Raw genomic sequence first — 20851 nt, 5'->3', positions numbered from 1 at the left:
TTTTCGCGCAGCGGACCGCGGGTGCCAGCCGGCACCCGGCCTTCCCTGCGCCCTCTTGGACAAGAGGGTGAAGCGACGAAGCAAAGCTCGGGCGGAATCAGCCGCGAGGATGAGAAGGCATGTCTGCAAGTTGAAATGTGCGCAGGACCGCGATGTGGCCTGCGCCGTGGCGATGCCCGGCAGTCAGGCATAACAACCTCAAATGTCGTCGTGGCGAAGGCCAGGACCCATACCGCGAGGTCTATCGATTTAAGGCGATATCAATCCCACCGAACGAATGTCCGCCCAACCCCTTCCCTGGGATAATGGGTCCTGGCCTTGGCCAGGGGCGACGCCGGAGTTAGTGGCCCTACCGCCCCAATCACAACCAAGTGTCTTTGTTTGGAAACAAACATTCCCTATTATCCTGCAATGCAAAAAGCGGCCCGCAAATCCCCGCCCATTGGCCGTCCGCCTGGCCGTCCCCGGGAGTTCGACATGGACACCGCGCTCGACAGGGCCGTCCGCGTGTTTTCCGAGCGCGGTTATCATGCCACCTCGATCGGCGATCTCACCGCGGCGATGCGGCTGGCGACCGGCAGCGTCTACAAGGCGTTTCGCGACAAGCATGCGGTGTTTCTCGCCGCCTTCGAGCGCTACGCCGCGCTGCGCCAGGAGCAGACGCGCAGCGCGGCGGCAAAAGGCGACAATGGCCGCGAGCGGCTGCGCAACATGCTGCTGTCGTATGTAGAGCATTCCCAGGGCAGCGAGGGGCGGCGCGGCTGCCTCGTGGTCGGCAGCGCGGTCGAATTGTCCGCGGTCGATCCGGTGGTCGCCGCCCTCGTCAGCGCGCGGCTCGAGACCAACGAAGGCTTCATCGCCGGCCTCATTCGCGAGGGGCAGGCCGACGGCTCGATTCCCCGCCATGTCGCCGCCGCCGACACCGCGCGCCTGATGATCTGCATCACGCAAGGCCTGCGCGTGGTCGGCAAGGCGGGCCTTTCGCTCGACGGCAAGCGCCTGGTCGCCGTCGCGATGAAGCTGCTCGCCTGAATTTTTTGTCATATTAGGAAACGACCGTTTCCGATATCTGGAGAGCCTGTGAATGACGATGAATGCCACGATCGAGACCGCGCCGGATCCGGATGCGGTGTCGCAGCGACTGACCTTCGTGCTTGCCGCGGCCTGTGGCATGGTCGCCGCCAACATCTATTACGCCCAGCCGCTGATCGCCCCGATCAGCGCCGCGCTCGGCCTGTCGCATGAAGCGGCGGGACTGATCGTCACCATGACGCAGATCGGCTACGGCGTGGGGCTTCTCTTCATCGTCCCGCTCGGCGACCTCGTCGAGAACCGTACCCTGATTTGCTCCGTCATCACGCTCGGCGCGGCAGCCCTGCTCGCCGCGGGGTTCGCGTCCCACGCGCTGCCCTTCCTGATCGCCGCGTTGTTCATCGGACTCGGCTCGGTCGCGGTGCAGATCATCATTCCCTATGCGGCGCATCTTGCGCCGGCAGCCATTCGCGGCCGCGTCGTCGGCAACGTCTCGACCGGCCTGATGCTCGGCATCATGCTGGCGCGGCCGGTGTCGAGTTTCGTCACGGCGATGCTGTCGTGGCATGCAGTGTTCTTCTGCTCGGCCGCGTTGATGATCGTGCTCGCAGCGGTACTCTGGATGACGCTGCCGAAGCGCAGGCCGGTCGCGCGGATGCATTACGGCGAGTTGCTGCTGTCGATGCTCCATCTGGTGCGGACCACGCCGCTGCTGCGCCGCCGCGCGCTGTACCAGGCCAGCCTGTTCGGCGCCTTCAGCCTGTTCTGGACCGTGACGCCGCTGCTGCTCGCGAGCGAATTCGGCTTCACCCAGCGCGGCATCGCGCTGTTCGCGCTTGCCGGTGTCGCCGGCGTGTTCGCAGCCCCGATCGCGGGACGGCTTGCCGATCGCGGCCATAGCCGCATGGCCACGCTGGTCGCGCTGCTACTCGCGGCCGTAGGATTCCTGATTACGCATGTCGGCGCGCCCGGATCGGTGCTGAACCTCGCCTGCCTGGTCGTGGCTGCGATCGCGATCGACATCGGCGTGCAGGGCAACGTCGTGCTCGGCTTCCGCGCGATCTTCGCGCTGGGGCATGAGCACCGCAGCCGCCTGAACGGTCTCTACATGGCGACCTTCTTCACCGCGGGCGCGGCGGGCTCGGCGGTCGGCGCGTGGGCGTTTGCACAAGGCGGCTGGACGCTCGCATCGGCCTTTGGCCTCGCGCTGCCCGTCGCAGGCCTGGTCTATGCGGCCACCGAGTAGGGGCTGGTTGCTCCAATTAGCGATCCGGCCCGTTTACCAAGGCCGCCGGGTCGGCAATTTCCACCTCGCAGTTTCCCTGCCGCTGTAGTACTTTGGTCGCAAGCGAGCCTGGTTAACGGGCGGCAGGGGGAGGCTGATGAGGCGTGCGGGGCTGGTTGGCGTACCGCGGGTACGACCATGGTCGTGGCAGGCGTTTCTGCTTGGATTCATCGTTGTCGCAATGTCGGCTGCGCTCCAGGGCGGCTGTGTCGCGCTCGGCGCAAAACTCTATTTCGCGGCGTTCCTGCCCAGCCTGTTCGTGCTCGGCATTATTGCGGGCGCACCGGCGGCGGCGTTCGCCGCACTACTCACCATTCCGCTGGTATGGTGGGCATTCATGCCGCCCTTCTTCGAGTTCAATTCGCTGACCAGCGCGCATGCCGATTCCATCAAGCTGTTCTGCCTGCTCGCCGTGCTGGTGATCGGCCTTGCCGATCTCTGCCGCGAGATCATCAGCCGCGGTGGGTTGAAGCCGCGGGGCGAGAGCGCGGCGACGAATTCGCAATAGATCGGCCTTGTGCGGCCGCGCACGTTGCGCGCGGGCAACAGTCCGGAAACCATTCGCACGCTTGCTGTGCGGCGCTAACTTTTCGAAAAAGATTTGGCCGCAATTTCTCCCTCGGGAATGACGAGGGAGTTTTCGGACATGAACGGCCAAATCACCGGTCACGCCATCTTGGAGAACGTGCGCCGCTACCGCGGTATCGCATCGCTCTATCGCCAGACCGCTGCATTCCGCCCGGACCAGAGCTGGTCGCTGCTCGAGCAGGCGAAGGATTGGGAAGCGCGGGCGCTGCTGGAGCTGGAAGCCTATTTCGCCGCGCAGATGGACTACGCCGCTACACGCGCGGCCTGATCGTTAACCATCGGCGCGGCCTTGCGCAGGCCCGCCGAAGGGCCGGTCGTCGGGTCGTGCACGGAAAACACGGGGCGATTACGGAGTTATCTCGACGCCCGTCTGTGCTAGCAACGTCCCGACCGAGACATCCCAATTCGGCCGGGGCAAGCGATGACCACCTTCAACCGCATCTTCACGACCGAGCGCCTGCTCCAGATCATCGTCATTCTCGCGGCTACGGTCGCGATGAAGCTGATGGGCTGAATTTCGACGGGCTATCGCGCGCCGAATTCGGGCACGTCGGGAAGATAGTTCGACCCCTCCGATCCCAAGAAATCGAACATCGTCTGCGCCGGCGGCAACAGCACCTTGTCGCTGCGGCGGATCACGTACCATTGCCGCACGATCGGCAGGCCCGCGACGTCGAGCACGATCAGCCGGCCCTCGGTGAGCTCGTGCGCCACGGTGTGGGCCGAGATGAAGGCGATGCCGAGCCCGGCGATGACCGCCTGCTTGATGGTCTCGTTGCTGCTCATCTCCATGCCGATGATCGGCTCAAGATCCGACCTCTGGAACATGCCTTCCATCAGTGTCCGCGTCCCCGAGCCGGGCTCGCGGGTAAGGAAGGTCTCGTGCACGAGGTCGGTGAGGTTGAGGCCGGAATCCTTCTCCAGCCAGTGCCCCTTGCGCGCGACGATGATGTGCGGATTGCGCCCGAGCTGCCGGACGTCGACGCTGACATCGGCCGGTGGCCGACCCATCACCGCGAAGTCGAGGTCGTAGCCGTGCATGGCCCCGCGGATCTCCTCGCGATTGCCGACCGTGAGCTTGATCTCGATCTTCGGATACCGCTTCGAGAATGCCGCGATCGCGTGCGGCACGAAATATTTCGCGGTCGAGACCGCGCCGAGATGCACCGTGCCGCCGGTTCGCCCCGCAAGCAGGTCGAGCGAACCCTGGCAGTCCGCGATTGCGGCCTCGACGCGCTCGGCGAGCGCCAGCACCTCCTTGCCGGCTTCCGTCAGCAGCATGCCGTCGCCGGTCCGCTGCAGCAGCGGCAGTCCGGCGAGATCCTGCAGCTGGCGCAATTGCTGGGTCACGGCCGGCTGCGTCAGGCCGAGCTGGGTCGAGGCTGCCGTGACGCTGCCTTTTGCCGAGAGCGCCGCAAGCGAGCGAAGCTGCCGGATCGTGAGATGCCGGAGCTGTGCCGCCGAATGGACATTATAAGATAATTCTTTAGCGCTCATTATGAATAGAAATTTTCCTTATTAAGCCGCCTCTGTCAATCTCGTCGTTGTTGGCACTGACCGCACCGACCTCCCAGCGAGGAGGGAACTGGATGCGGCGCCTGCAAAGGGATGGACGCAGATGACCGGGCAACTCAGGCTGGACGACCACCTTCAGCGGTATTCCGAGACGGCGCCGCATGCGCTGGCCGTAGCGGCCGCGGTCGATGCCATCGCGGCGGCCGCGATCGAGATCGCCGATCTTATCGCCACGGGAGACCTTGCGGATGCGTCGGGCCTGACCACCGGCCGCAACAGCGACGGTGACGTGCAGCGCGATCTCGACGTGCAGGCGGATGCGATCCTGCGCCGCTGTCTCGGCAAGCTGCCGATCGCGGCACTGGCGTCGGAGGAGATGCGTGAACCGCAGATCGGTGACCGCGCGGCGAAGATCTGCGTCGCGATCGATCCGCTCGACGGCTCCTCCAATATCGACATCAACATGACCGTGGGCACGATCTTCTCGATCCTGCCCGCGCCCGACGATCTCGCGCTCGCCTTCCATCAGCGCGGCTCGGCGCAGCTCGCGGCGGGATTCGTCACCTACGGCCCGCAGACCTCGCTGGTGCTGACGCTCGGCGAGGGCGTCGACATCTTCACGCTTGACCGCGGGTCCGGTTGCTTCCGTCTCGCGCGTAGCGCCGTGCAAATCTCCGAGACCTGCGAGGAGTTCGCGATCAACGCCTCGAACCGCCGGCATTGGGAACAGCCGGTGCGCGCCTTCGTCGACGAATGCCTCGCCGGTGTGGAAGGGCAGGCCAACCACAATTTCAACATGCGCTGGGTCGGCTCGCTGGTGGCCGAGGCCTATCGCATCCTTACCCGCGGCGGCGTGTTCCTCTATCCCTCCGATGCACGGCCTGGCTATGGCGACGGCCGCCTGCGCCTCGTCTACGAGGCGCATCCGATGGCTTACATCGTCGAGCAGGCCGGCGGCTCGGCTTCGACCGGGCGCGAGCGTATCCTCGAACTCTCGGCGCAGAGCCTGCATCAACGCGTGCCGCTGATCATGGGTTCGAACAACGAGGTGCAGCGCGTCGAGGAACTGCATTGCGATCCCTTGCTGGTCGCCAGCGTCTCCGCACCGCTGTTCGCGCGGCGCGGCTTCTTCCGGCTCTGAGCGAGGCGCCCCGATGTCCAGGAAGCATCCGATCATCTCCATCACCGGCTCTTCCGGCGCCGGCACCACGTCGGTCAAGAAGACCTTTGAGCAGATCTTCTTCCGCGAGAGGGTCAACGCCGCCTACATCGAAGGCGACGCCTTCCATCGCTACGATCGCGCGGAAATGCGCACGCAGATGGCGAAGGAGGCCGATCGCGGCAACAGGCATTTCAGCCATTTCAGCCCCGAGACCAATCTGTTCGAGGAGCTGGAGCGGGCGTTCCGCGACTATGGCGAGACCGGCACGGCGACGACGCGGCACTACGTCCACGACGCCGAGGAATCCGCGCTGCATGGCGCCGCACCCGGCACCTTCACCGAATGGAAACGGCTGCCGGAGAGCTCCGACCTTCTGTTCTACGAGGGCCTGCACGGTGCTGTCGTTACCGACAAGGTCAACGTCGCGCGTTATGCCGACCTCAAGATCGGCGTCGTGCCCGTTATCAATCTCGAATGGATCCAGAAGCTGCACCGCGACCGCAGTGCGCGAGGCTATTCGACCGAGGCCGTTACCGACACCGTTCTGCGGCGGATGCCCGATTACATCCACTACATCTGCCCGCAATTTTCCGAGACCGACATCAACTTCCAGCGTGTGCCGACGGTGGACACCTCCAATCCGTTCATCGCGCGCTGGATCCCGACGCCGGACGAGTCGATGGTCGTGATCCGCTTCAAGAACCCGCGCGGCATCGACTTCCCCTATCTGCTCTCGATGCTGCCGCAAAGCTGGATGTCGCGTGCCAATTCGATCGTGTGTCCCGGCGCGAAACTCGATCTTGCGATGCAGCTGATCCTGACGCCGCTGATCATGCAGCTGATCGAGCGTAAGCGAAACCTGAAGTGAACGAGGGGAGGATCCGATGAACATCTCCGTCCACGCCGACGCTGACCTCACGGCGGTATCGCATGGCGATCTCGCCAACGCCGTCCGCTTCCTCGCGGTCGACGCCATCGAGACTTCGCAGTCCGGCCACCCCGGACTGCCCATGGGCATGGCCGATGTCGCCACCGTGCTGTTCTCGCGCTTCCTGAAGTTCGACTCGGCTCACCCCCATTGGCCGGATCGCGATCGCTTCGTGCTGTCGGCGGGCCATGGCTCGATGCTGCTCTATGCATTGCTCCATCTCACCGGCGGCGACGTCAGCCTCGATGACATCAAGGCGTTCCGGCAATGGGGCTCGAAGACGCCGGGCCATCCGGAATACGGCCATACGCCGGGCGTCGAGACGACGACCGGTCCGCTGGGGCAGGGGATTGCGACCGCGGTCGGCATGGCACTCGCCGAGCGCATGGCCAATGCGCAACATGGCGACGGCCTCGTCGATCATTTCACGTACGTCATCGCCGGCGACGGCTGTCTGATGGAAGGCATCAGCCAGGAAGCGATCTCGCTCGCCGGGCATCTCGGGCTGGGCCGCCTGATCGTGCTGTTCGACGACAACGGCATATCCATTGACGGCCCGACCTCGCTTGCGACCTCCGATGACCAGCTCGCGCGCTTCGCTGCCTCCGGCTGGTCGGTGCGCGGTGTTGACGGGCACGATCCCGAAGCAGTTGCGCAGGCGATTGCCGAGGAGCGTGAGAGCACAAGACCGTCGCTGATCGCCTGCCGCACCATCATCGGCTTCGGCGCGCCGGATCGTCAGGGCACCGAGAAGGCGCATGGCGCGCCGCTCGGCACGGAGCAGACGGCCGCGGCGCGGCGAACGCTCGGCTGGGACTATCAGCCCTTCGTGGTGCCTGTCACGATCCTGAAAGCATGGCGGATGATCGGGCAGCGCGGGCAGGTCGAGCGTCTCGCCTGGCTCGATCGCTATGAATGCGCGACGCCCGAGCAGCGCGACCTGTTTATCGAGGGCAAGGCGGTTGCCCTGCCGAACGCCTATGCCCAGGCCTCGGCGAAATTGCGCGAGCGCTTTGCCACCGAGCGTCCGAAGCTCGCGACGCGGCAGGCGTCGCAACAGGTGCTCGACGGCATCGCCGAGACGATTCCCGGATTTGTCGGCGGCTCGGCGGATCTCACGCATTCGAACCTGACGCATGCCAAGGCGCAGACCCCGGTCAAGCGCGACGCGTTCGCCGGCGATTACATCCATTACGGCATCCGCGAGCATGGCATGGCGGCCGCGATGAACGGCCTCGCGCTGTACGGGGGCTTCATTCCCTATGGCGGCACCTTCCTCGCGTTCTCCGATTACAGCCGGCCGGCGATCCGCCTTGCGGCCTTGATGCGGATCCGCGTCATTCATGTGATGACCCATGACTCCATTGGCCTCGGTGAGGACGGCCCCACGCACCAACCGGTCGAGCATCTCGCAGCGCTCCGCGTCATTCCGAACCTGCTTGTTTTCCGGCCGGCCGACGCGGTTGAGACGCTGGAAGCATGGGACTGCGCGCTCCAAGCTGAAAATCGTCCCTCCGTGCTGTGCCTGTCCCGTCAGGCGCTGCCGACCTTCCGCAGCGATGTCCGCGGGAGGAACCGCGTCGCACGCGGCGCCTATCTGATCGTTTCGCCGGACGGTGGCCGCGACGTGACGCTCATCGCAACGGGTTCGGAAGTGTCTATTGCGCTGGAGGCGGCCCGCCTGCTCGCTACCGAGCACGTCCGTGCGGCCGTGGTCTCCGCGCCCTGCTTCGCGTTGTTCGAGGAGCAGCCGGAGGATTACCGCGCCGCTGTGCTCGGCACCGCGCCGCGGGTTGGCATCGAGGCGGCAGTCGTCGGCGATTGGCACCGCTGGATCGGCACCGAGGGCGAATTCGTCGGCATGCGCGGCTTCGGCGCTTCGGCGCCGGCCCCGGTGCTCTACCGCGAATTCGGCATCACGCCGCAAGGCGTTGCGGAAGCCGCCCGGCGGGCGATGGCCCGCGCCGGCAAGCAATAACAGGAGGATTTGTCGTGGCCCGTATCACTCTTCGTCAGCTGCTCGACCACGCCGCCAGTCACGGCTACGCGGTGCCGGCGTTCAACATCAACAACATGGAGCAGGGCATCGCGATCATGCAGGCGGCGGCCGAGGTCGACGCGCCCGTCATCATCCAGGCTTCGCGCGGCGCGCGCAGCTATGCCGGCGACCTCATGCTCTCGCACATGATCGATGCGCTGGAGCGGACCTATCCAGACATCCCGCTCTGCCTGCACCAGGACCATGGCAATGACGAGGCGACCTGCGCGTCCGCGATCGCCCATGGCTTCACCTCGGTGATGATGGACGGCTCGCTCAAGGCCGACGCCAAGACCGCGGCCGACTACGACTACAACGTTGCGATCACCCGCCGCGTCGTCGATCTCGCGCATTGGGTCGGTGCCTCCGTCGAAGGCGAGCTCGGCGTGCTCGGCTCGCTCGAGCATGGGGGCGGCGAGCAGGAGGACGGTCACGGCGTCGAAGGCACGGTCAGCCATGATCAGTTGCTCACGGATCCCGACCAGGCGGTCGACTTCGTCCGCGCCACCAAAGTCGATGCGCTCGCGATCGCGATGGGCACCTCGCACGGCGCCTACAAGTTCAGCCGCAAGCCGGACGGCGACATTCTGGCGATGCGGGTGGTCGAGGAGATTCATCGCCGGCTGCCGAACACGCATCTCGTGATGCACGGCTCTTCCTCGGTGCCGCAGCCCCTCCAGGACATGTTCAACCAGTTTGGCGGCGAGATGCCGCAGACCTGGGGCGTGCCGGTCGAGGAGATCGTCCGCGGCATCACGAGCGGCGTGCGCAAGGTCAATATCGACACCGACTGCCGGCTGGCAATGACCGCGGTGTTCCGGAAAGTGGCCGCGCAAACGCGCTCCGAGTTCGATCCGCGCAAATTTCTCAAGCCCGCCATGGATGCGATGCGCGAGCTCTGCCGCGAGCGCTTCGAGCAGTTCGGCACCGCAGGCCACGCCAGCGGTATCAAGGTCGTTCCCTTGAGCGAGATGGCGCGGCGCTACCGCGCCGGCGATCTCGATCCGCGCGTCGACGCCCGCGAGCCCGTCGCGGCCTAATCATTCAGAGAGAGAAGAGCAGGAGAGAGCCATGAATGCACATGCAGGAACCGTCCGCGGCAAGGAAAGATATCGATCGGGCGTGATGGAATACAAGCGCATGGGCTATTGGGAGCCCGACTACGTGCCCAAGGACACCGACGTCATCGCGCTGTTCCGCGTCACGCCGCAAGAGGGCGTCGATCCGATCGAGGCGTCAGCCGCAGTCGCCGGCGAATCCTCGACCGCGACCTGGACGGTGGTGTGGACCGATCGGTTGACCGCCGCCGAGAAGTATCGCGCGAAATGCTACCGCGTCGATCCGGTGCCGGGCACGCCGGGCTCGTACTTCGCCTACATCGCCTATGACCTCGACCTGTTCGAGCCGGGCTCGATCGCCAACCTCTCGGCCTCGATCATCGGCAACGTATTTGGCTTCAAGCCACTGAAGGCGCTGCGGCTGGAGGACATGCGTTTCCCGGTCGCGTATGTGAAGACGTTCCAGGGACCGGCCACCGGCATCGTGGTCGAGCGCGAGCGGCTCGACAAGTTCGGCAGGCCGCTGCTCGGCGCGACCGTCAAGCCTAAGCTCGGCCTCTCGGGCCGCAATTACGGTCGCGTGGTCTACGAGGCGCTGAAGGGCGGGCTCGACTTCACCAAGGATGACGAGAACATCAACTCGCAGCCGTTCATGCACTGGCGCGACCGCTTCCTTTATTGCATGGAGGCGGTGAACCGGGCGCAGGCGGCCTCCGGTGAGGCCAAGGGGACCTACCTGAATATCACCGCGGGAACCATGGAGGATATGTACGAGCGCGCCGAGTTCGCGAAGGAGCTCGGGTCCTGCATCGTCATGATCGATCTCGTGATCGGCTACACCGCAATCCAGTCGATGGCGAAATGGGCGCGGCGCAACGACATGATCCTGCATCTGCATCGCGCCGGTCACTCGACCTACACGCGGCAGAAAAGCCATGGGGTGTCGTTCCGCGTCATCGCCAAGTGGATGCGGCTCGCCGGCGTCGATCACATCCATGCCGGCACCGTGGTCGGCAAGCTCGAAGGCGATCCCAACACCACGCGCGGCTATTACGATGTCTGTCGCGAAGACTTCAACCCGGCCAAGCTCGAACACGGCCTGTTCTTCGACCAGTCATGGGCGAGCCTGAACAAGATGATGCCGGTCGCCTCCGGCGGCATCCATGCCGGCCAGATGCACCAGCTGCTCGACCTGCTCGGCGAGGACGTCGTGCTCCAGTTCGGCGGCGGCACCATCGGCCATCCCATGGGCATCGCGGCCGGCGCGATCGCCAACCGTGTGGCGCTGGAAGCGATGATCCTCGCCCGCAACGAGGGCCGCGACTACGTCCACGAAGGACCGGAGATCCTGGCCAGGGCGGCCGAGACCTGTACGCCGCTGAAAGCTGCACTTGAGGTTTGGAAGGACGTCTCCTTCAATTATGAATCCACCGACACGCCGGACTTCGTGCCGACCGCGCTCGAAACCGTTTGAGGAGATTTGACATGAAGCTGACCCAAGGCTGCTTCTCATTCCTGCCCGATCTGACCGACGACCAGATCACCAAGCAGGTGCAGTATTGCCTGACCAACGGCTGGGCGGTGAACATCGAGTTCACCGACGATCCGCATCCCCGCAACACCTATTGGGAGATGTGGGGCCTGCCGATGTTCGATCTCCAGGACGCCGCCGGCGTGATGATGGAGCTCGCCGAATGCCGCAGAGTGTATGGCGACCGATACATCCGCCTCAGCGGCTTCGACTCCAGCCATGGCTGGGAATCGGTGCGGATCTCGTTCATCGTCAACCGCCCGCCGCAGGAAGCCGAGTTCGAGCTGGTGCGGCAGGAGGTGAGCGGACGCGCGATCCGCTACACCACCGTGCGCCGGCAGCTCGCGCACGCACCAACCTAAGTCATTCTCCTCCGCGCGGAGCACTCCCTGCTCCGTTTCCTTGGCGGACCACTGCTTCGCCGCTCCCCCGCGGCGAAGCCCTTTTCTTCGAGGTGCCGATGCTGGATGTTCCCCACGCCATGACCACTGAGCCCGGCGAGACCAGTTTCGATCTCCGCAAGGAGGCCGAAGAGGCTGGAATCACGGGCACGCTGCAGCAGCTCGAGCAGGAGCTGATCGGATTGAAGCCGGTGAAGAGCCGCGTGCGCCAGATCGCGTCGCTCTTGCTGATCGAACGTATCCGGCAGCGTGCGGGATTGGCTTCGTCGCCACCGACGCTGCATATGTCGTTTACCGGCAATCCCGGCACCGGCAAGACGACGGTCGCGCTGCGCATGGCAAAGATCCTGCACGGCCTCGGTTTCGTGCGGCGCGGGCAGGTGATCTCGGTGACGCGCGACGATTTGGTCGGCCAGTATATCGGCCACACCGCGCCGAAGACCAAGGAGATCCTGAAGAAGGCGATGGGCGGCGTGCTGTTCATCGACGAGGCCTATTATCTGCACCGTCCCGACAACGAGCGCGACTACGGCCAGGAGGCGATCGAGATCCTGCTCCAGGTGATGGAAAACCAGCGCGAGGACCTCGTCGTGATCCTTGCCGGCTATGGCGAGCGGATGACGAGCTTCTTTGCCTCTAATCCCGGCTTCCGTTCGCGGATCGCGCATCACATCGACTTTCCGGACTATGCGGAAGCCGAGCTGCTCGTCATCGCCGAGCTGATGCTGAAGGAACGGGGTTATCGCCTCTCGGCGGCGGCGCGCGAGGCGTTCGAGAAATACATCGCGCTACGTCGGACCCAGCCGTTCTTCTCCAATGCGCGCTCGATCCGCAACGCCGTCGACCGCATCCGCCTGCGGCAGGCCGATCGGCTGGTGTCCGATCTCGACCGCATGCTCGATATCGCCGACCTCGAAACGATCGATCCCATGGACGTCCTGGCGAGCCGCGTCTTCAGCGGCGGTGCGGACGCGCAGGGGAGTGCGAAGCCATGACGAGAGAAATCCTCATCGCGCCGTCAATCCTGGCTGCGAATTTCGCCCGCCTCGGCGAGGAGATCGTGGCGATCGATGCGGCGGGTGCCGACTGGATTCACTGCGACGTCATGGACGGGCATTTCGTCCCGAACATCAGTTATGGCGCGGACGTCATCAGGGCGATCCGGCCGCTGACGAAGAAAATGTTCGACGTGCATCTCATGATCGCGCCCGCCGATCCCTATCTCGAAGCGTTCGCGAAGGCCGGCGCGGATGTCATCACGGTGCATGCCGAAGCCGGTCCGCACCTCGATCGCTCGCTCCAGGCCATCCGCGCGCTCGGCAAGAAAGCCGGCGTCAGCCTGTGTCCCGCGACTCCCGAAAGCACGATCGAATATGTGCTCGATCGCCTCGACCTCGTCCTGGTGATGACGGTCAATCCGGGCTTTGGCGGCCAGTCCTTCCTCGAATCCCAACTCGAGAAGATCGGGCGTATTCGAAGCATGATAGGCGACCGGCCGATCCGACTCGAGGTTGACGGTGGCATCACGCGCGACAATGCCGCCGCCGTGGCCGCTGCGGGCGCCGATACGCTTGTAGCGGGCTCCGCCGTGTTTCGCGGCAAGAGCAGCGCGGACTATGCCGGCAACATCGCGGCCATCCGCGCCGCTGCGGAAGCCGGCAGGGTTCCGATGCTGCAACATAGTTCGGCGCAGACAATGCGTGCCGGTGAGCCCGCGCTCATCCGGTAGACTGCCGGATACAGGCGGGCGAGCCGGCACCGTAATGGGGTGTGCCAGGGCGTGCCCCTTTGCACTGCAGATATACGAGGATGACCCACAACCCTAGCCTTGGCCTGCGGTAAGGTCCGAAGCGTTGAGTCCGCGCTGATTGGAACTTTCGCCTCGATACGCGTTTGCCTAGAAACAAGCGAGTCAAGCGCGCGGCGGGCGCAGCAAATCTTTTGCACAACCGCCATCGCCCTGACGCAAATAAGGGCAATAAGCTCTGTGAATGCGAGGGAGGGTCTCATGGACAACGTACGTCGCTACCGCGCGCTAGCGTCCCTCTGTCGTCAGCAGGTCGCCTACCGGCCGCTCCAGAGCTGGGAACTGCTCGGCCAGGCCGAACATTTCGAACATCTCGCCGAAGTCGAACTCAAGGCGCATTTCGACGCGTGCAATGCGCAACAAGACGAGGACGGCGTCGAGGCCACGGCGTGGGAGAGACCCGCCGCGGCGTGACGGTCCAACTTGTTCGAATATGACCTGAACTTGCCGACGCCGGCACCGCTCAAGACGCGGTTGTCAGCCCGAACGACAAGGCTTGTGACCGGCCCGACCTGGATAAGCCCTCGATTAATGCGACATCAGCGTCAGGACGGTCATGGCTTCCAGCATGGCGCGGGTGACGCCGCCGAGGAACCGTTCTTGCAAACGCGAATGGCCGTAGCCGCCCATGATCAGAAGATCCAGGTTCTCATCGGCTGCCAGCGACAGCATGGTCGGCTGAATGTCAGAGCGCGCCGCCGACAGGTTGACCGTGCGGGTCGACAGTCCGCGCCGGCCGAGATGCCTTGCCAGATTGCGCGTCGAGACTTCCTCGGGAACCATATCTGTTTCGTTGATCGCAATGATCACGATCTCCTCGGCGCGGGCCAGGAATGGTGAGGCGTCGCGCATAGCGCGCGCGGCGAGGCGGCTGCCATCCCAGCAGATGCCGATCCGTTTCGCCTTGAACGCTCCATGGAAGGTGTAGGGCAGGAAAAGCACCGGGCCACCCGCCTGGAACAGGATCTCGCCGGGCACATCGTTGTCGAGTGAGCCTTGCGCCGGATCCGGCTGGAGCACGATGCTGAGATCGTGCAGCCGCGCCATCTCGCCGAGCAAGCCGACCGCATCCCCCGGCATCGCCCCGAGTGGGTGGCATGTGTAGGAAATGCCGGCGTTCATCGCTTTGCTCTTGAATACCGCGAGCGCCGCCTCGGCCCGCTCCACTGCACTCTCGCGCTCCATCTCGAACACCGCCGCCACCGCAGCGCCGCCCTCCATGATATAGGCCGCACTGGTTGCCACATAGCCAACCGCAACTGCATCGAGATGGGCGTTGAGGCCCGCTGCGAGCGAGATCGAGCCGTCGATCACCGGGCGGATCGGCCGCTCGGTGGGGATGTGGACGAGAATGTCTTTGTACATGACGTGCCTCCGATGGACATCATCCGGTGGCCGCAGTCTTCCACGGTGCGCATGGCCCGCGTTGAGCTGCATCAAACGTGCAGCCTTGACCTTTGGCCGTATCGCCGGCCCGGCTACTTTGCCAAGATTTAATCGCGTGGACGGGACGCTGTAAGGTGGCGACCACCATGTTGGGTGCAAGGCGACTTACCCAACATGGACATATCGACATGAGCGATCACGTCAATTCCGACACCACAACGTCCCGCAAGGTCCTGAGGCCGCGCCGGCTCGCGCTGCTCGGCACCGTGGCCGCGCTTGGCGTGGCCGTGCTGGCGACTGCTCCCGGCTCTTCGCCGTTCAGCGCGACCTCCTTCATTGCGCCCGCCCAGGCCGCGGAGACCGCCGCGACACCGCCGGGCTTCGGCGACCTCGTCAGCAAGGTCAAACCCGCCGTCATTTCGGTGCGGGTCAGGATCGACCAGGACAATGATAAGAGCGCGATGCTGCAACAGAACCGGATGGATTCGGACGAGGCGACGCCGTTCGACCAGTTCTCGCGGCAATTCGGCTTCCGCGGCCCGGGGGGCATGGAGGGCATGCCGCGCCAGCGCCGCCAGATGATCACGGGTGAGGGCTCCGGCTTCTTCATCTCCGCCGACGGCTATGCCGTGACCAACAACCACGTCGTCGATCACGCCGAATCGGTGCAAGTGACGATGGACGACGGCACCATCTACAGCGCGAAAGTGGTCGGCACCGATCCGAAGACGGATCTCGCGCTGATCAAGGTCGAGGGCAAGAAGGATTTTCCGTTCGTCAAATTCTCCGACCAGAAGCCGCGTATCGGCGACTGGGTGGTCGCGGTCGGCAATCCCTTCGGCCTCGGCGGCACCGTGACCGCCGGCATCGTCTCGGCCAGCGGCCGCGACATCGGCAATGGTCCCTATGACGACTTCATCCAGATCGACGCGCCGATCAACAAGGGCAATTCCGGCGGGCCGGCCTTCGACATGAACGGCAACGTGATCGGCGTGAACACCGCGATCTTCTCGCCCTCCGGCGGCTCGGTCGGCATCGGCTTCGACATTCCGGCTTCGACCGCAAAGCTCGTCGTCGCACAGTTGAAGGACAAGGGCGCGGTCACACGCGGCTGGCTCGGCGTGCAGGTGCAGCCGGTGACGTCGGATATCGCCGACAGTCTCGGCCTCAAGGAGGCGCGCGGTGCGATCGTCGACAATCCGCAGGACGGCAGCCCGGCGGCGAAGGCGGGCATCGAGGCGGGCGACGTCATCACCGCCGTCAATGGCACCGCGATCAAGGATTCCCGCGATCTCGCCCGCACCATCGCCACCCTGGCGCCGGGCACGTCCGTGAAGCTCAATGTCGTCCACAAAGGCGACAGCAAGACGGTGACACTGGCGCTTGGCGAGTTGCCGAACGAGCGGCAGGCTAGAGCCGACGAGGGCAAGTCGCAGCCAGATGCCGGCATGCCGCCGCGTCTGGGGCTCAGCCTGGCTCCGGCCGGCGACGTGCAGGGCGCCGGCCAGAAGGGCGTCGTCGTCACTGAAGTCGATCCGCAAGGCCCGGCCGCGCAACGCGGCATCCAGACCGGCGACGTCATCCTCAACGTGGGCGGCAAGGCCGTCGCCAATATCGGCGATGTCCGTTCGGAGCTGGCGCAAGCGAAATCGTCCGGCAAGCGCAGCGTGCTGCTGCAGGTCAGAAGCGCGCAGACGACCCGGTTCGTGGCGGTGCCGCTCGCATAAGGCGAACGTCGATCGGCGCAACTCCAAAAAGGCGGCCTTCGGGCCGCCTTTCCTGTTCGCCTTCAGGATTTCCGCACATCGCCGATAACATTCTCGTTAACGGCAGGGAGGATGACCCGGTTTCGTCCGAAAAAGCCGTGTTCGCTCATCACAATTGCGGATCTCGTACAGACTCGGCGGCAATGAAGCCACCGACGATTGCAAGCGTGGAACTTCGAACTTGCCGCCGCTGAGCCGGCCGGCAATTCGTATTTGATCGGTGCCGACATGGATCGATTGAAGCTCTCGCTGAGAAGTGCGCTGCTTGTGGCGCCGTTGGTAGCGCCACTTGTGCTATGGGGTGGAAACGCTCTCGGGCGCGACGACGGCCGCTACGCGGACTCACCTCTCAAGCCGTGGTTCGACGGCCTGCGCAGCCATCTCGGTCCGTGCTGCTCGGATGCGGATGGGTTTGCGGTCGCCGATCCCGATTGGGACTCGCACAATGGACATTACCGCGTGCGGCTCGACGGCGAGTGGGTCGAGGTACCGGACGAAGCCGTGATCACCGAGCCGAACCGGGCCGGCCGCACCATGGTGTGGCCGGTGAAGACCGCGTTCGGCGTTTCGATCCGCTGCTTCATGCCGGGCAGCATGATCTGACTGAGGTCAGCGCGACCGTTTGGAGGATTTGCGCTTCGACGTCTTCTTCGAACTCTTTCTCGAAGTCTTCTTGGATGTTTTCCGAGATGTCTTCTTTGACGTCTTCTTGGACGTCTTTCGTTTCGCGGCCTTCTTCGGGACCTTCTTGCCCTTCTTGCGCGCTTTCGACAGGCCGATCGCGATTGCCTGCTTGCGGCTCTTCACGCGTCCGCCTCGACCGCCCGGTCCGCTTTTCGCGGTCCCCTTCTTGTAGCGCTTCATCTCGCCTTCGACATCGCTGCCGGAGCTGCGCGAGTAGCGGCGCTTCTTTGCCTTGCGTGCCATGCATGTTCTCCCTTGGCCTGGGAAAACAATCCGGGACAGGCATGGTTCCGAAAGTGCAAGCAACGTTCCGGATAGGCGACCTAGCCTAGAACGAATCCGCCAGCTCGATCTCCGCTTCCAGCACCTGAATGCGCCGTGCTGCCTCGCTGGAGGACAGATCCCGCGCGTATTGCGCGGGCTGATACGCCTCTTCGCTCAGCCGTTTCAGCCGGAGGCCCTGCGCCCGCGTCATCTGCTCGGTGAGGAAAGACTTGGCATCGTATTTACCTTGAACCTGCATGTCGCTTCTCCCTTCTGAAATCGTGACTTGACTATATGTTCTTATTTTGTTCTAACAAGCCATGGACAACAGAATTAATGAAATTCGACGTAAAATCAGCGCCTTGAGGCTGGAAATGGCCGATGTCGAGGCGGCCGTACGCGAGCTCGTCGAGCGCGATCGGGACTGCACGGAGAAGGCCCTGGCGCAAATGGATCTGCGCCGGAAAATCAATCTGCTGATCGGCGAATGGAAGGCTGCAGGTGGCGGCGATGTCCTGCCGAATGTCCGCGATAGGATGCGCCTTCGTTCCGCGAAGACATCAGGTAGTCCTCTGCGCGTGATCGCGAGCCGCTGAGAGCCTTGGGAGCGCACGGTGGAGGAAGTCCCGGATGCATACCGGATTCTAAAGCTGCGCGCCGAGATTCTCGAACTGGGCTCTGCCATCCGGCAGCTGCAACGCGAGGGGCTCGACGACGCCGCGGCCCAGCTCTTGATCGCGCGCAAGCGCGCACGACTCGACCATCTGGTGAAGTCAGATCCTGCAGGCGTTCATCCTGACATCCTGGGCAGCCATCGTAGCTGAAGCCTGCGCGCAACGCGAGGTGCGGGGCTCATCGATACCGCATGTTGACGAAGCGGCCCGAGAGAAGTCTGTTCGAATCCCAAAGCAAAAGGCCCCGCGATCGCGGGGCCTTCGTGTTTTCGCCGAACGCCTACTTGGTGTTGCTCATACCGGCCTTGTTGTTCGTCATGGTGCCGCCCTGGTCGGAGCCGGGGCCGGAGCCGCCCTGACCGGAGGGATCAGCACCCTTGGAGGACTTGGTGTTGGCGCCCGTGGTGGTCTGCGACGTCGACATCGATGATCCGTGTTTTGCCTTATGCGACTTGGCCTGCACTGCGAACGGTGCGGCGGCGAGGCCGGTTGCCAACATCACGGCAAGAGCGAGCTTGGTGGTCTTCATCTGCGGGAACTCCCTGAGTTGAATTGACGCAGGCAGCAAACTGCCATTCGTCGCAGGAGTTCCGAACGAAGAAATTCCGGTAAAGCACGCATAGTTCAAGATTGCTTGTCCTCGGCGAGGATGAATACGACGCCGGTCAGTGTCGCGCCGATCGCGAACGTCGTCACCAAGGTGAGGGCGAAAACGACCACGGCCTGCCTTCCGCCGTGACTCAGCAAATTGGCGACGCCGGGATTGGACAGCACGAGCAAGAGGCTGAAAGCGAGTCCTAAGGCTGCGCCCATCATCGCGTGCGTCATCAGCTTGACGAGCCCGCTGGGAGAGATCAGGTCAGACGACTTCTTCGCGCGCATGGAACTCTATCCCAATCTCGCATGCAACGCCTGCGACACGCGCCGGTTCCATCCGCATGAAGGAATTGTCATCATCCGCTTCATCCGACGTTCATGCCGGGTGGGCGAGAATGAGCGCGCAACACGGGAACATTCGATATGGGTAAGGTGGTCTTTCTCTATCGCTCTCTGGCTTATCGTAACGCCGCTGCGGACATCCTCCGCAAAGCGCGCAAGCTGCCCCGCGGCGCGGAGCGAAGCGCGGCGTGCCGCTATGCCAAGGCTCTGCGCGATCTCGCCCAAACGGAAGCCTGGCTCGAAGGACGGGTCGCGCGCGAGCCGCAAACGACGCAGCGCAGGAAGAGCGCGGCCTCCGGTTAGCCGGAAGCGCGCTGCAATTCGGCGGAGCTGGCGGCTTCGAAGTTGCCGGGCGCGGTCGTCGCGGCAGTCTTGCGGACCAACGGCACCTCGAGCCGGCACAGCAGACCCTCGGCGCGCCAATCGAATCGCGCCTGCCCGCCGAGCTGGGACTCGACGCTCGCAAGCAGGCTCCGCGTACCAAAGCCGCGGGATTTCGGCGTCATGACGAGCGGGCCGCCGGATTCCTCCCAGGTCAGCGTGAGCAGCTCGTCCTCGACCTGCCAGCCGATTGCGAGCCGTCCCGTCCGCGTCGAGAGCGCGCCATATTTCGCCGAGTTGGTGAAAAGCTCATGCAGCGCCAGCGCCAGCGTCTGGGCGGTTGCCGGCAGCAACTGAACTTCCGACCCCGCCAATTTGATCTGGCCGCCGAGGGAATAGGGCGCAAGCTCCTCGTCGATCAGCTTCGAGAGTTCGGCGCCCTGCCAGCTCGATAGCGACAGGATCGTGTGCACGCGCGCCAGTGCATTGATGCGTCCCTCGACGGCGCTGACATAGGCTTTGACCTCGTCGGCGCGGGTGAGGCGCACGATCGATTGCGCCAGCGCCAGCGCATTCTTGGCGCGATGATCGACTTCCCGCGCCAGGAGAGTCTGCCGTTCCTCGGCGCGCTTGCGTTCGGTGATGTCCACCGTCACGCCGCTGACGCGCATGACCCGACCGCTATCGTCAACCGTGGCGGCGGCCGTGCCGACACACCAGCGCACATCGCCGTCGGGCCGCACGATGCGGAACTCCGTTTCATAGGAGCGCGTGCCCTTGTTGAATTCGGCGATCGCCTTGCGCAACTGATCGACGTCATCCGGATGCAACAGCGCCTGAACGTTGGCCGGATTCACCTCGAAGCTCTCCGGGCCAACACCAAAGATGCGGTATTGTCCCTCGTCCCACATCCAGTCGCCGGTGATCCAGTCCCAGTCCCAGGAGCCCATCTTGCCGGCGGCGATCGCCATGCTGCGCCGCTCTTCGCTCTCGCGCAGCTTTGCTGTGGAATTCTCAAGCTCGGCGGTGCGTGCACGCACGCGGTCCTCGAGGTCCTGATTCAGCCGTTCGAGCTCGCGCGTCTTGCGATAGAGCTCTGCAAACACCTTGACCTTGGCGCGTAGCACCTCCGGCACGACCGGCACCGGGACGTAGTCGACGGCGCCCATCTCGTAGCCGCGCAGGCGGTCGATGTCGCTGACTTGAATGGCCGAGATGAAGATCATCGCGGTCTTCTGGAAGCGCGGGTGCTCGCGGATCATCGCGGCGAGCTCGAAGCCGTCGAGCTCGGGCATGCAGACGTCGACCAGGATCACCGCGATCTCGGTCTTGAGCAGCACCTCCAGAGCCTCGCGACCGGATGAGGCGATCACGAGGTTCTGGCCGAGATCCTTCAGGATCACCTCATAGGCGAGCAGCTTGGCCGGCTGGTCGTCGACGAGGAGGATGTTGACCTTTTCGTGGTCCATACG

The 20851-nt window shown here is 64.3% G+C and carries 25 protein-coding genes; 18 read left to right on the top strand and 7 right to left on the bottom strand.

Features of this window, described 5'->3' with window-relative positions; all coding sequences use genetic code 11:
* Nucleotides 1-411: 411 nt before the first annotated feature.
* The 4 genes from AC0L23_RS24220 to AC0L23_RS24205 all read left to right on the top strand — a co-directional run bounded on the left by AC0L23_RS24220 (nucleotide 412) and on the right by AC0L23_RS24205 (nucleotide 3173).
* Nucleotides 412-1032 carry a TetR/AcrR family transcriptional regulator gene (locus AC0L23_RS24220; protein ID WP_039799656.1) on the top strand — a complete coding sequence of 207 codons (621 nt, stop codon included), beginning with the start codon at nucleotides 412-414 and terminating at the stop codon, nucleotides 1030-1032.
* Between the two features lie 52 nt (nucleotides 1033-1084).
* Nucleotides 1085-2278: an MFS transporter gene (locus tag AC0L23_RS24215; RefSeq protein WP_018456177.1), complete on the top strand. Its 1194-nt coding sequence runs from the start codon at nucleotides 1085-1087 to the stop codon at nucleotides 2276-2278.
* Nucleotides 2279-2414: 136 nt separating this feature from the next.
* Nucleotides 2415-2825: a hypothetical protein gene (locus tag AC0L23_RS24210; RefSeq protein WP_026233102.1), complete on the top strand. Its 411-nt coding sequence runs from the start codon at nucleotides 2415-2417 to the stop codon at nucleotides 2823-2825.
* A 138-nt stretch (nucleotides 2826-2963) separates the two neighbouring features.
* Nucleotides 2964-3173, top strand: a complete 210-nt coding sequence (locus AC0L23_RS24205) for a hypothetical protein (RefSeq protein ID WP_085352580.1) — start codon at nucleotides 2964-2966, stop codon at nucleotides 3171-3173.
* Nucleotides 3174-3430: 257 nt separating this feature from the next.
* Here the strand turns inward: AC0L23_RS24205 and AC0L23_RS24200 are convergent, their stop codons facing one another.
* Complete coding sequence (locus AC0L23_RS24200) at nucleotides 3431-4402, bottom strand: LysR family transcriptional regulator (protein WP_085361350.1); 972 nt, start codon at nucleotides 4400-4402, stop codon at nucleotides 3431-3433.
* 121 nt (nucleotides 4403-4523) lie between these two features.
* On the opposite strand from AC0L23_RS24200, the gene AC0L23_RS24195 reads away from it, so the two are divergent.
* From AC0L23_RS24195 to AC0L23_RS24155, 9 genes are all read left to right on the top strand, one after another.
* The gene (locus AC0L23_RS24195) at nucleotides 4524-5561 is read left to right on the top strand and encodes a class 1 fructose-bisphosphatase (RefSeq protein ID WP_018456182.1); all 1038 of its coding nucleotides are present in this window, start codon (nucleotides 4524-4526) and stop codon (nucleotides 5559-5561) included.
* Between the two features lie 13 nt (nucleotides 5562-5574).
* Nucleotides 5575-6450, top strand: coding sequence for a phosphoribulokinase (locus AC0L23_RS24190; protein ID WP_018456183.1), 876 nt, complete (start codon nucleotides 5575-5577; stop codon nucleotides 6448-6450).
* Nucleotides 6451-6466: 16 nt separating this feature from the next.
* Nucleotides 6467-8488, top strand: coding sequence for a transketolase (gene tkt / locus AC0L23_RS24185; RefSeq protein ID WP_018456184.1), 2022 nt, complete (start codon nucleotides 6467-6469; stop codon nucleotides 8486-8488).
* A 14-nt stretch (nucleotides 8489-8502) separates the two neighbouring features.
* A complete protein-coding gene (fba, locus tag AC0L23_RS24180; RefSeq protein WP_018456185.1) occupies nucleotides 8503-9588 on the top strand; it encodes a class II fructose-bisphosphate aldolase in 1086 nt (361 codons plus the stop codon).
* Nucleotides 9589-9619: 31 nt separating this feature from the next.
* On the top strand, nucleotides 9620-11080 hold the full coding sequence (locus AC0L23_RS24175; protein ID WP_085352576.1) for a form I ribulose bisphosphate carboxylase large subunit: 1461 nt from the start codon (nucleotides 9620-9622) through the stop codon (nucleotides 11078-11080).
* Between the two features lie 11 nt (nucleotides 11081-11091).
* Nucleotides 11092-11499 (top strand): ribulose bisphosphate carboxylase small subunit, encoded by a 408-nt coding sequence (locus tag AC0L23_RS24170; protein WP_018456187.1) that lies wholly within the window; start codon nucleotides 11092-11094, stop codon nucleotides 11497-11499.
* Between the two features lie 98 nt (nucleotides 11500-11597).
* A complete protein-coding gene (gene cbbX / locus AC0L23_RS24165) occupies nucleotides 11598-12533 on the top strand; it encodes a CbbX protein (RefSeq protein ID WP_018456188.1) in 936 nt (311 codons plus the stop codon).
* A complete protein-coding gene (rpe, locus tag AC0L23_RS24160; protein WP_018456189.1) occupies nucleotides 12530-13267 on the top strand; it encodes a ribulose-phosphate 3-epimerase in 738 nt (245 codons plus the stop codon). Before cbbX ends, rpe begins: the two co-directional genes overlap by 4 nt.
* Nucleotides 13268-13546: 279 nt before the next feature.
* Nucleotides 13547-13759, top strand: coding sequence for a hypothetical protein (locus AC0L23_RS24155; protein WP_085361353.1), 213 nt, complete (start codon nucleotides 13547-13549; stop codon nucleotides 13757-13759).
* 114 nt (nucleotides 13760-13873) lie between these two features.
* On the opposite strand, the gene AC0L23_RS24150 is transcribed toward AC0L23_RS24155, so the two are convergent.
* Nucleotides 13874-14710, bottom strand: coding sequence for a universal stress protein (locus AC0L23_RS24150; protein WP_085361354.1), 837 nt, complete (start codon nucleotides 14708-14710; stop codon nucleotides 13874-13876).
* Nucleotides 14711-14919: 209 nt separating this feature from the next.
* On the opposite strand from AC0L23_RS24150, the gene AC0L23_RS24145 reads away from it, so the two are divergent.
* On the top strand, nucleotides 14920-16458 hold the full coding sequence (locus tag AC0L23_RS24145) for a Do family serine endopeptidase (RefSeq protein ID WP_085384116.1): 1539 nt from the start codon (nucleotides 14920-14922) through the stop codon (nucleotides 16456-16458).
* 267 nt (nucleotides 16459-16725) lie between these two features.
* Complete coding sequence (locus AC0L23_RS24140) at nucleotides 16726-17100, top strand: hypothetical protein (RefSeq protein WP_026233103.1); 375 nt, start codon at nucleotides 16726-16728, stop codon at nucleotides 17098-17100.
* A gap of 6 nt (nucleotides 17101-17106) precedes the next feature.
* On the opposite strand, the gene AC0L23_RS24135 is transcribed toward AC0L23_RS24140, so the two are convergent.
* Nucleotides 17107-17424: a DUF6496 domain-containing protein gene (locus AC0L23_RS24135; protein ID WP_018456194.1), complete on the bottom strand. Its 318-nt coding sequence runs from the start codon at nucleotides 17422-17424 to the stop codon at nucleotides 17107-17109.
* A gap of 85 nt (nucleotides 17425-17509) precedes the next feature.
* Complete coding sequence (locus tag AC0L23_RS24130; RefSeq protein WP_018456195.1) at nucleotides 17510-17704, bottom strand: DUF3072 domain-containing protein; 195 nt, start codon at nucleotides 17702-17704, stop codon at nucleotides 17510-17512.
* A 115-nt stretch (nucleotides 17705-17819) separates the two neighbouring features.
* On the opposite strand from AC0L23_RS24130, the gene AC0L23_RS24125 reads away from it, so the two are divergent.
* Both AC0L23_RS24125 and AC0L23_RS24120 read left to right on the top strand, forming a co-directional pair.
* On the top strand, nucleotides 17820-18041 hold the full coding sequence (locus tag AC0L23_RS24125; protein WP_085352573.1) for a hypothetical protein: 222 nt from the start codon (nucleotides 17820-17822) through the stop codon (nucleotides 18039-18041).
* 18 nt (nucleotides 18042-18059) lie between these two features.
* Nucleotides 18060-18269: a hypothetical protein gene (locus tag AC0L23_RS24120; protein WP_085352572.1), complete on the top strand. Its 210-nt coding sequence runs from the start codon at nucleotides 18060-18062 to the stop codon at nucleotides 18267-18269.
* Nucleotides 18270-18399: 130 nt separating this feature from the next.
* On the opposite strand, the gene AC0L23_RS24115 is transcribed toward AC0L23_RS24120, so the two are convergent.
* Both AC0L23_RS24115 and AC0L23_RS24110 read right to left on the bottom strand, forming a co-directional pair.
* Nucleotides 18400-18648: a hypothetical protein gene (locus tag AC0L23_RS24115; RefSeq protein ID WP_085352571.1), complete on the bottom strand. Its 249-nt coding sequence runs from the start codon at nucleotides 18646-18648 to the stop codon at nucleotides 18400-18402.
* Between the two features lie 95 nt (nucleotides 18649-18743).
* Nucleotides 18744-19001 (bottom strand): hypothetical protein, encoded by a 258-nt coding sequence (locus tag AC0L23_RS24110; protein ID WP_018456199.1) that lies wholly within the window; start codon nucleotides 18999-19001, stop codon nucleotides 18744-18746.
* 138 nt (nucleotides 19002-19139) lie between these two features.
* Between AC0L23_RS24110 and AC0L23_RS24105 the strand changes: the two genes are divergently transcribed.
* Nucleotides 19140-19361 carry a hypothetical protein gene (locus AC0L23_RS24105; RefSeq protein WP_018456200.1) on the top strand — a complete coding sequence of 74 codons (222 nt, stop codon included), beginning with the start codon at nucleotides 19140-19142 and terminating at the stop codon, nucleotides 19359-19361.
* Here the strand turns inward: AC0L23_RS24105 and AC0L23_RS24100 are convergent.
* Entirely contained in the window at nucleotides 19358-20848 is a 1491-nt protein-coding gene (locus AC0L23_RS24100; protein ID WP_085352570.1) for an HWE histidine kinase domain-containing protein, read from the bottom strand. The genes AC0L23_RS24105 and AC0L23_RS24100 overlap by 4 nt on opposite strands.
* Nucleotides 20849-20851: the final 3 nt, after the last annotated feature.

This window comes from Bradyrhizobium sp. MI1.4 (genome assembly GCF_055811315.1).
This window is presented reverse-complemented; position numbering and strand designations above follow the sequence as displayed.

Coding starts and splice junctions, on each gene's coding strand:
- AC0L23_RS24175 (WP_085352576.1), top strand. CDS start 9,620: ATGAATGCACATGCAGGAACCGTCCGCGGCAAGGAAAGATATCGATCG.
- AC0L23_RS24220 (WP_039799656.1), top strand. CDS start 412: ATGCAAAAAGCGGCCCGCAAATCCCCGCCCATTGGCCGTCCGCCTGGC.
- AC0L23_RS24100 (WP_085352570.1), bottom strand. CDS start 20,848: ATGGACCACGAAAAGGTCAACATCCTCCTCGTCGACGACCAGCCGGCC.
- AC0L23_RS24140 (WP_026233103.1), top strand. CDS start 16,726: ATGGATCGATTGAAGCTCTCGCTGAGAAGTGCGCTGCTTGTGGCGCCG.
- tkt (WP_018456184.1), top strand. CDS start 6,467: ATGAACATCTCCGTCCACGCCGACGCTGACCTCACGGCGGTATCGCAT.
- AC0L23_RS24135 (WP_018456194.1), bottom strand. CDS start 17,424: ATGGCACGCAAGGCAAAGAAGCGCCGCTACTCGCGCAGCTCCGGCAGC.
- AC0L23_RS24210 (WP_026233102.1), top strand. CDS start 2,415: ATGAGGCGTGCGGGGCTGGTTGGCGTACCGCGGGTACGACCATGGTCG.
- AC0L23_RS24170 (WP_018456187.1), top strand. CDS start 11,092: ATGAAGCTGACCCAAGGCTGCTTCTCATTCCTGCCCGATCTGACCGAC.
- AC0L23_RS24130 (WP_018456195.1), bottom strand. CDS start 17,704: ATGCAGGTTCAAGGTAAATACGATGCCAAGTCTTTCCTCACCGAGCAG.
- AC0L23_RS24150 (WP_085361354.1), bottom strand. CDS start 14,710: ATGTACAAAGACATTCTCGTCCACATCCCCACCGAGCGGCCGATCCGC.
- rpe (WP_018456189.1), top strand. CDS start 12,530: ATGACGAGAGAAATCCTCATCGCGCCGTCAATCCTGGCTGCGAATTTC.
- AC0L23_RS24200 (WP_085361350.1), bottom strand. CDS start 4,402: ATGAGCGCTAAAGAATTATCTTATAATGTCCATTCGGCGGCACAGCTC.
- cbbX (WP_018456188.1), top strand. CDS start 11,598: ATGCTGGATGTTCCCCACGCCATGACCACTGAGCCCGGCGAGACCAGT.
- AC0L23_RS24105 (WP_018456200.1), top strand. CDS start 19,140: ATGGGTAAGGTGGTCTTTCTCTATCGCTCTCTGGCTTATCGTAACGCC.
- AC0L23_RS24205 (WP_085352580.1), top strand. CDS start 2,964: ATGAACGGCCAAATCACCGGTCACGCCATCTTGGAGAACGTGCGCCGC.
- AC0L23_RS24155 (WP_085361353.1), top strand. CDS start 13,547: ATGGACAACGTACGTCGCTACCGCGCGCTAGCGTCCCTCTGTCGTCAG.
- AC0L23_RS24195 (WP_018456182.1), top strand. CDS start 4,524: ATGACCGGGCAACTCAGGCTGGACGACCACCTTCAGCGGTATTCCGAG.
- AC0L23_RS24115 (WP_085352571.1), bottom strand. CDS start 18,648: ATGAAGACCACCAAGCTCGCTCTTGCCGTGATGTTGGCAACCGGCCTC.
- AC0L23_RS24215 (WP_018456177.1), top strand. CDS start 1,085: ATGACGATGAATGCCACGATCGAGACCGCGCCGGATCCGGATGCGGTG.
- AC0L23_RS24125 (WP_085352573.1), top strand. CDS start 17,820: ATGGCCGATGTCGAGGCGGCCGTACGCGAGCTCGTCGAGCGCGATCGG.
- AC0L23_RS24190 (WP_018456183.1), top strand. CDS start 5,575: ATGTCCAGGAAGCATCCGATCATCTCCATCACCGGCTCTTCCGGCGCC.
- AC0L23_RS24145 (WP_085384116.1), top strand. CDS start 14,920: ATGAGCGATCACGTCAATTCCGACACCACAACGTCCCGCAAGGTCCTG.
- AC0L23_RS24110 (WP_018456199.1), bottom strand. CDS start 19,001: ATGCGCGCGAAGAAGTCGTCTGACCTGATCTCTCCCAGCGGGCTCGTC.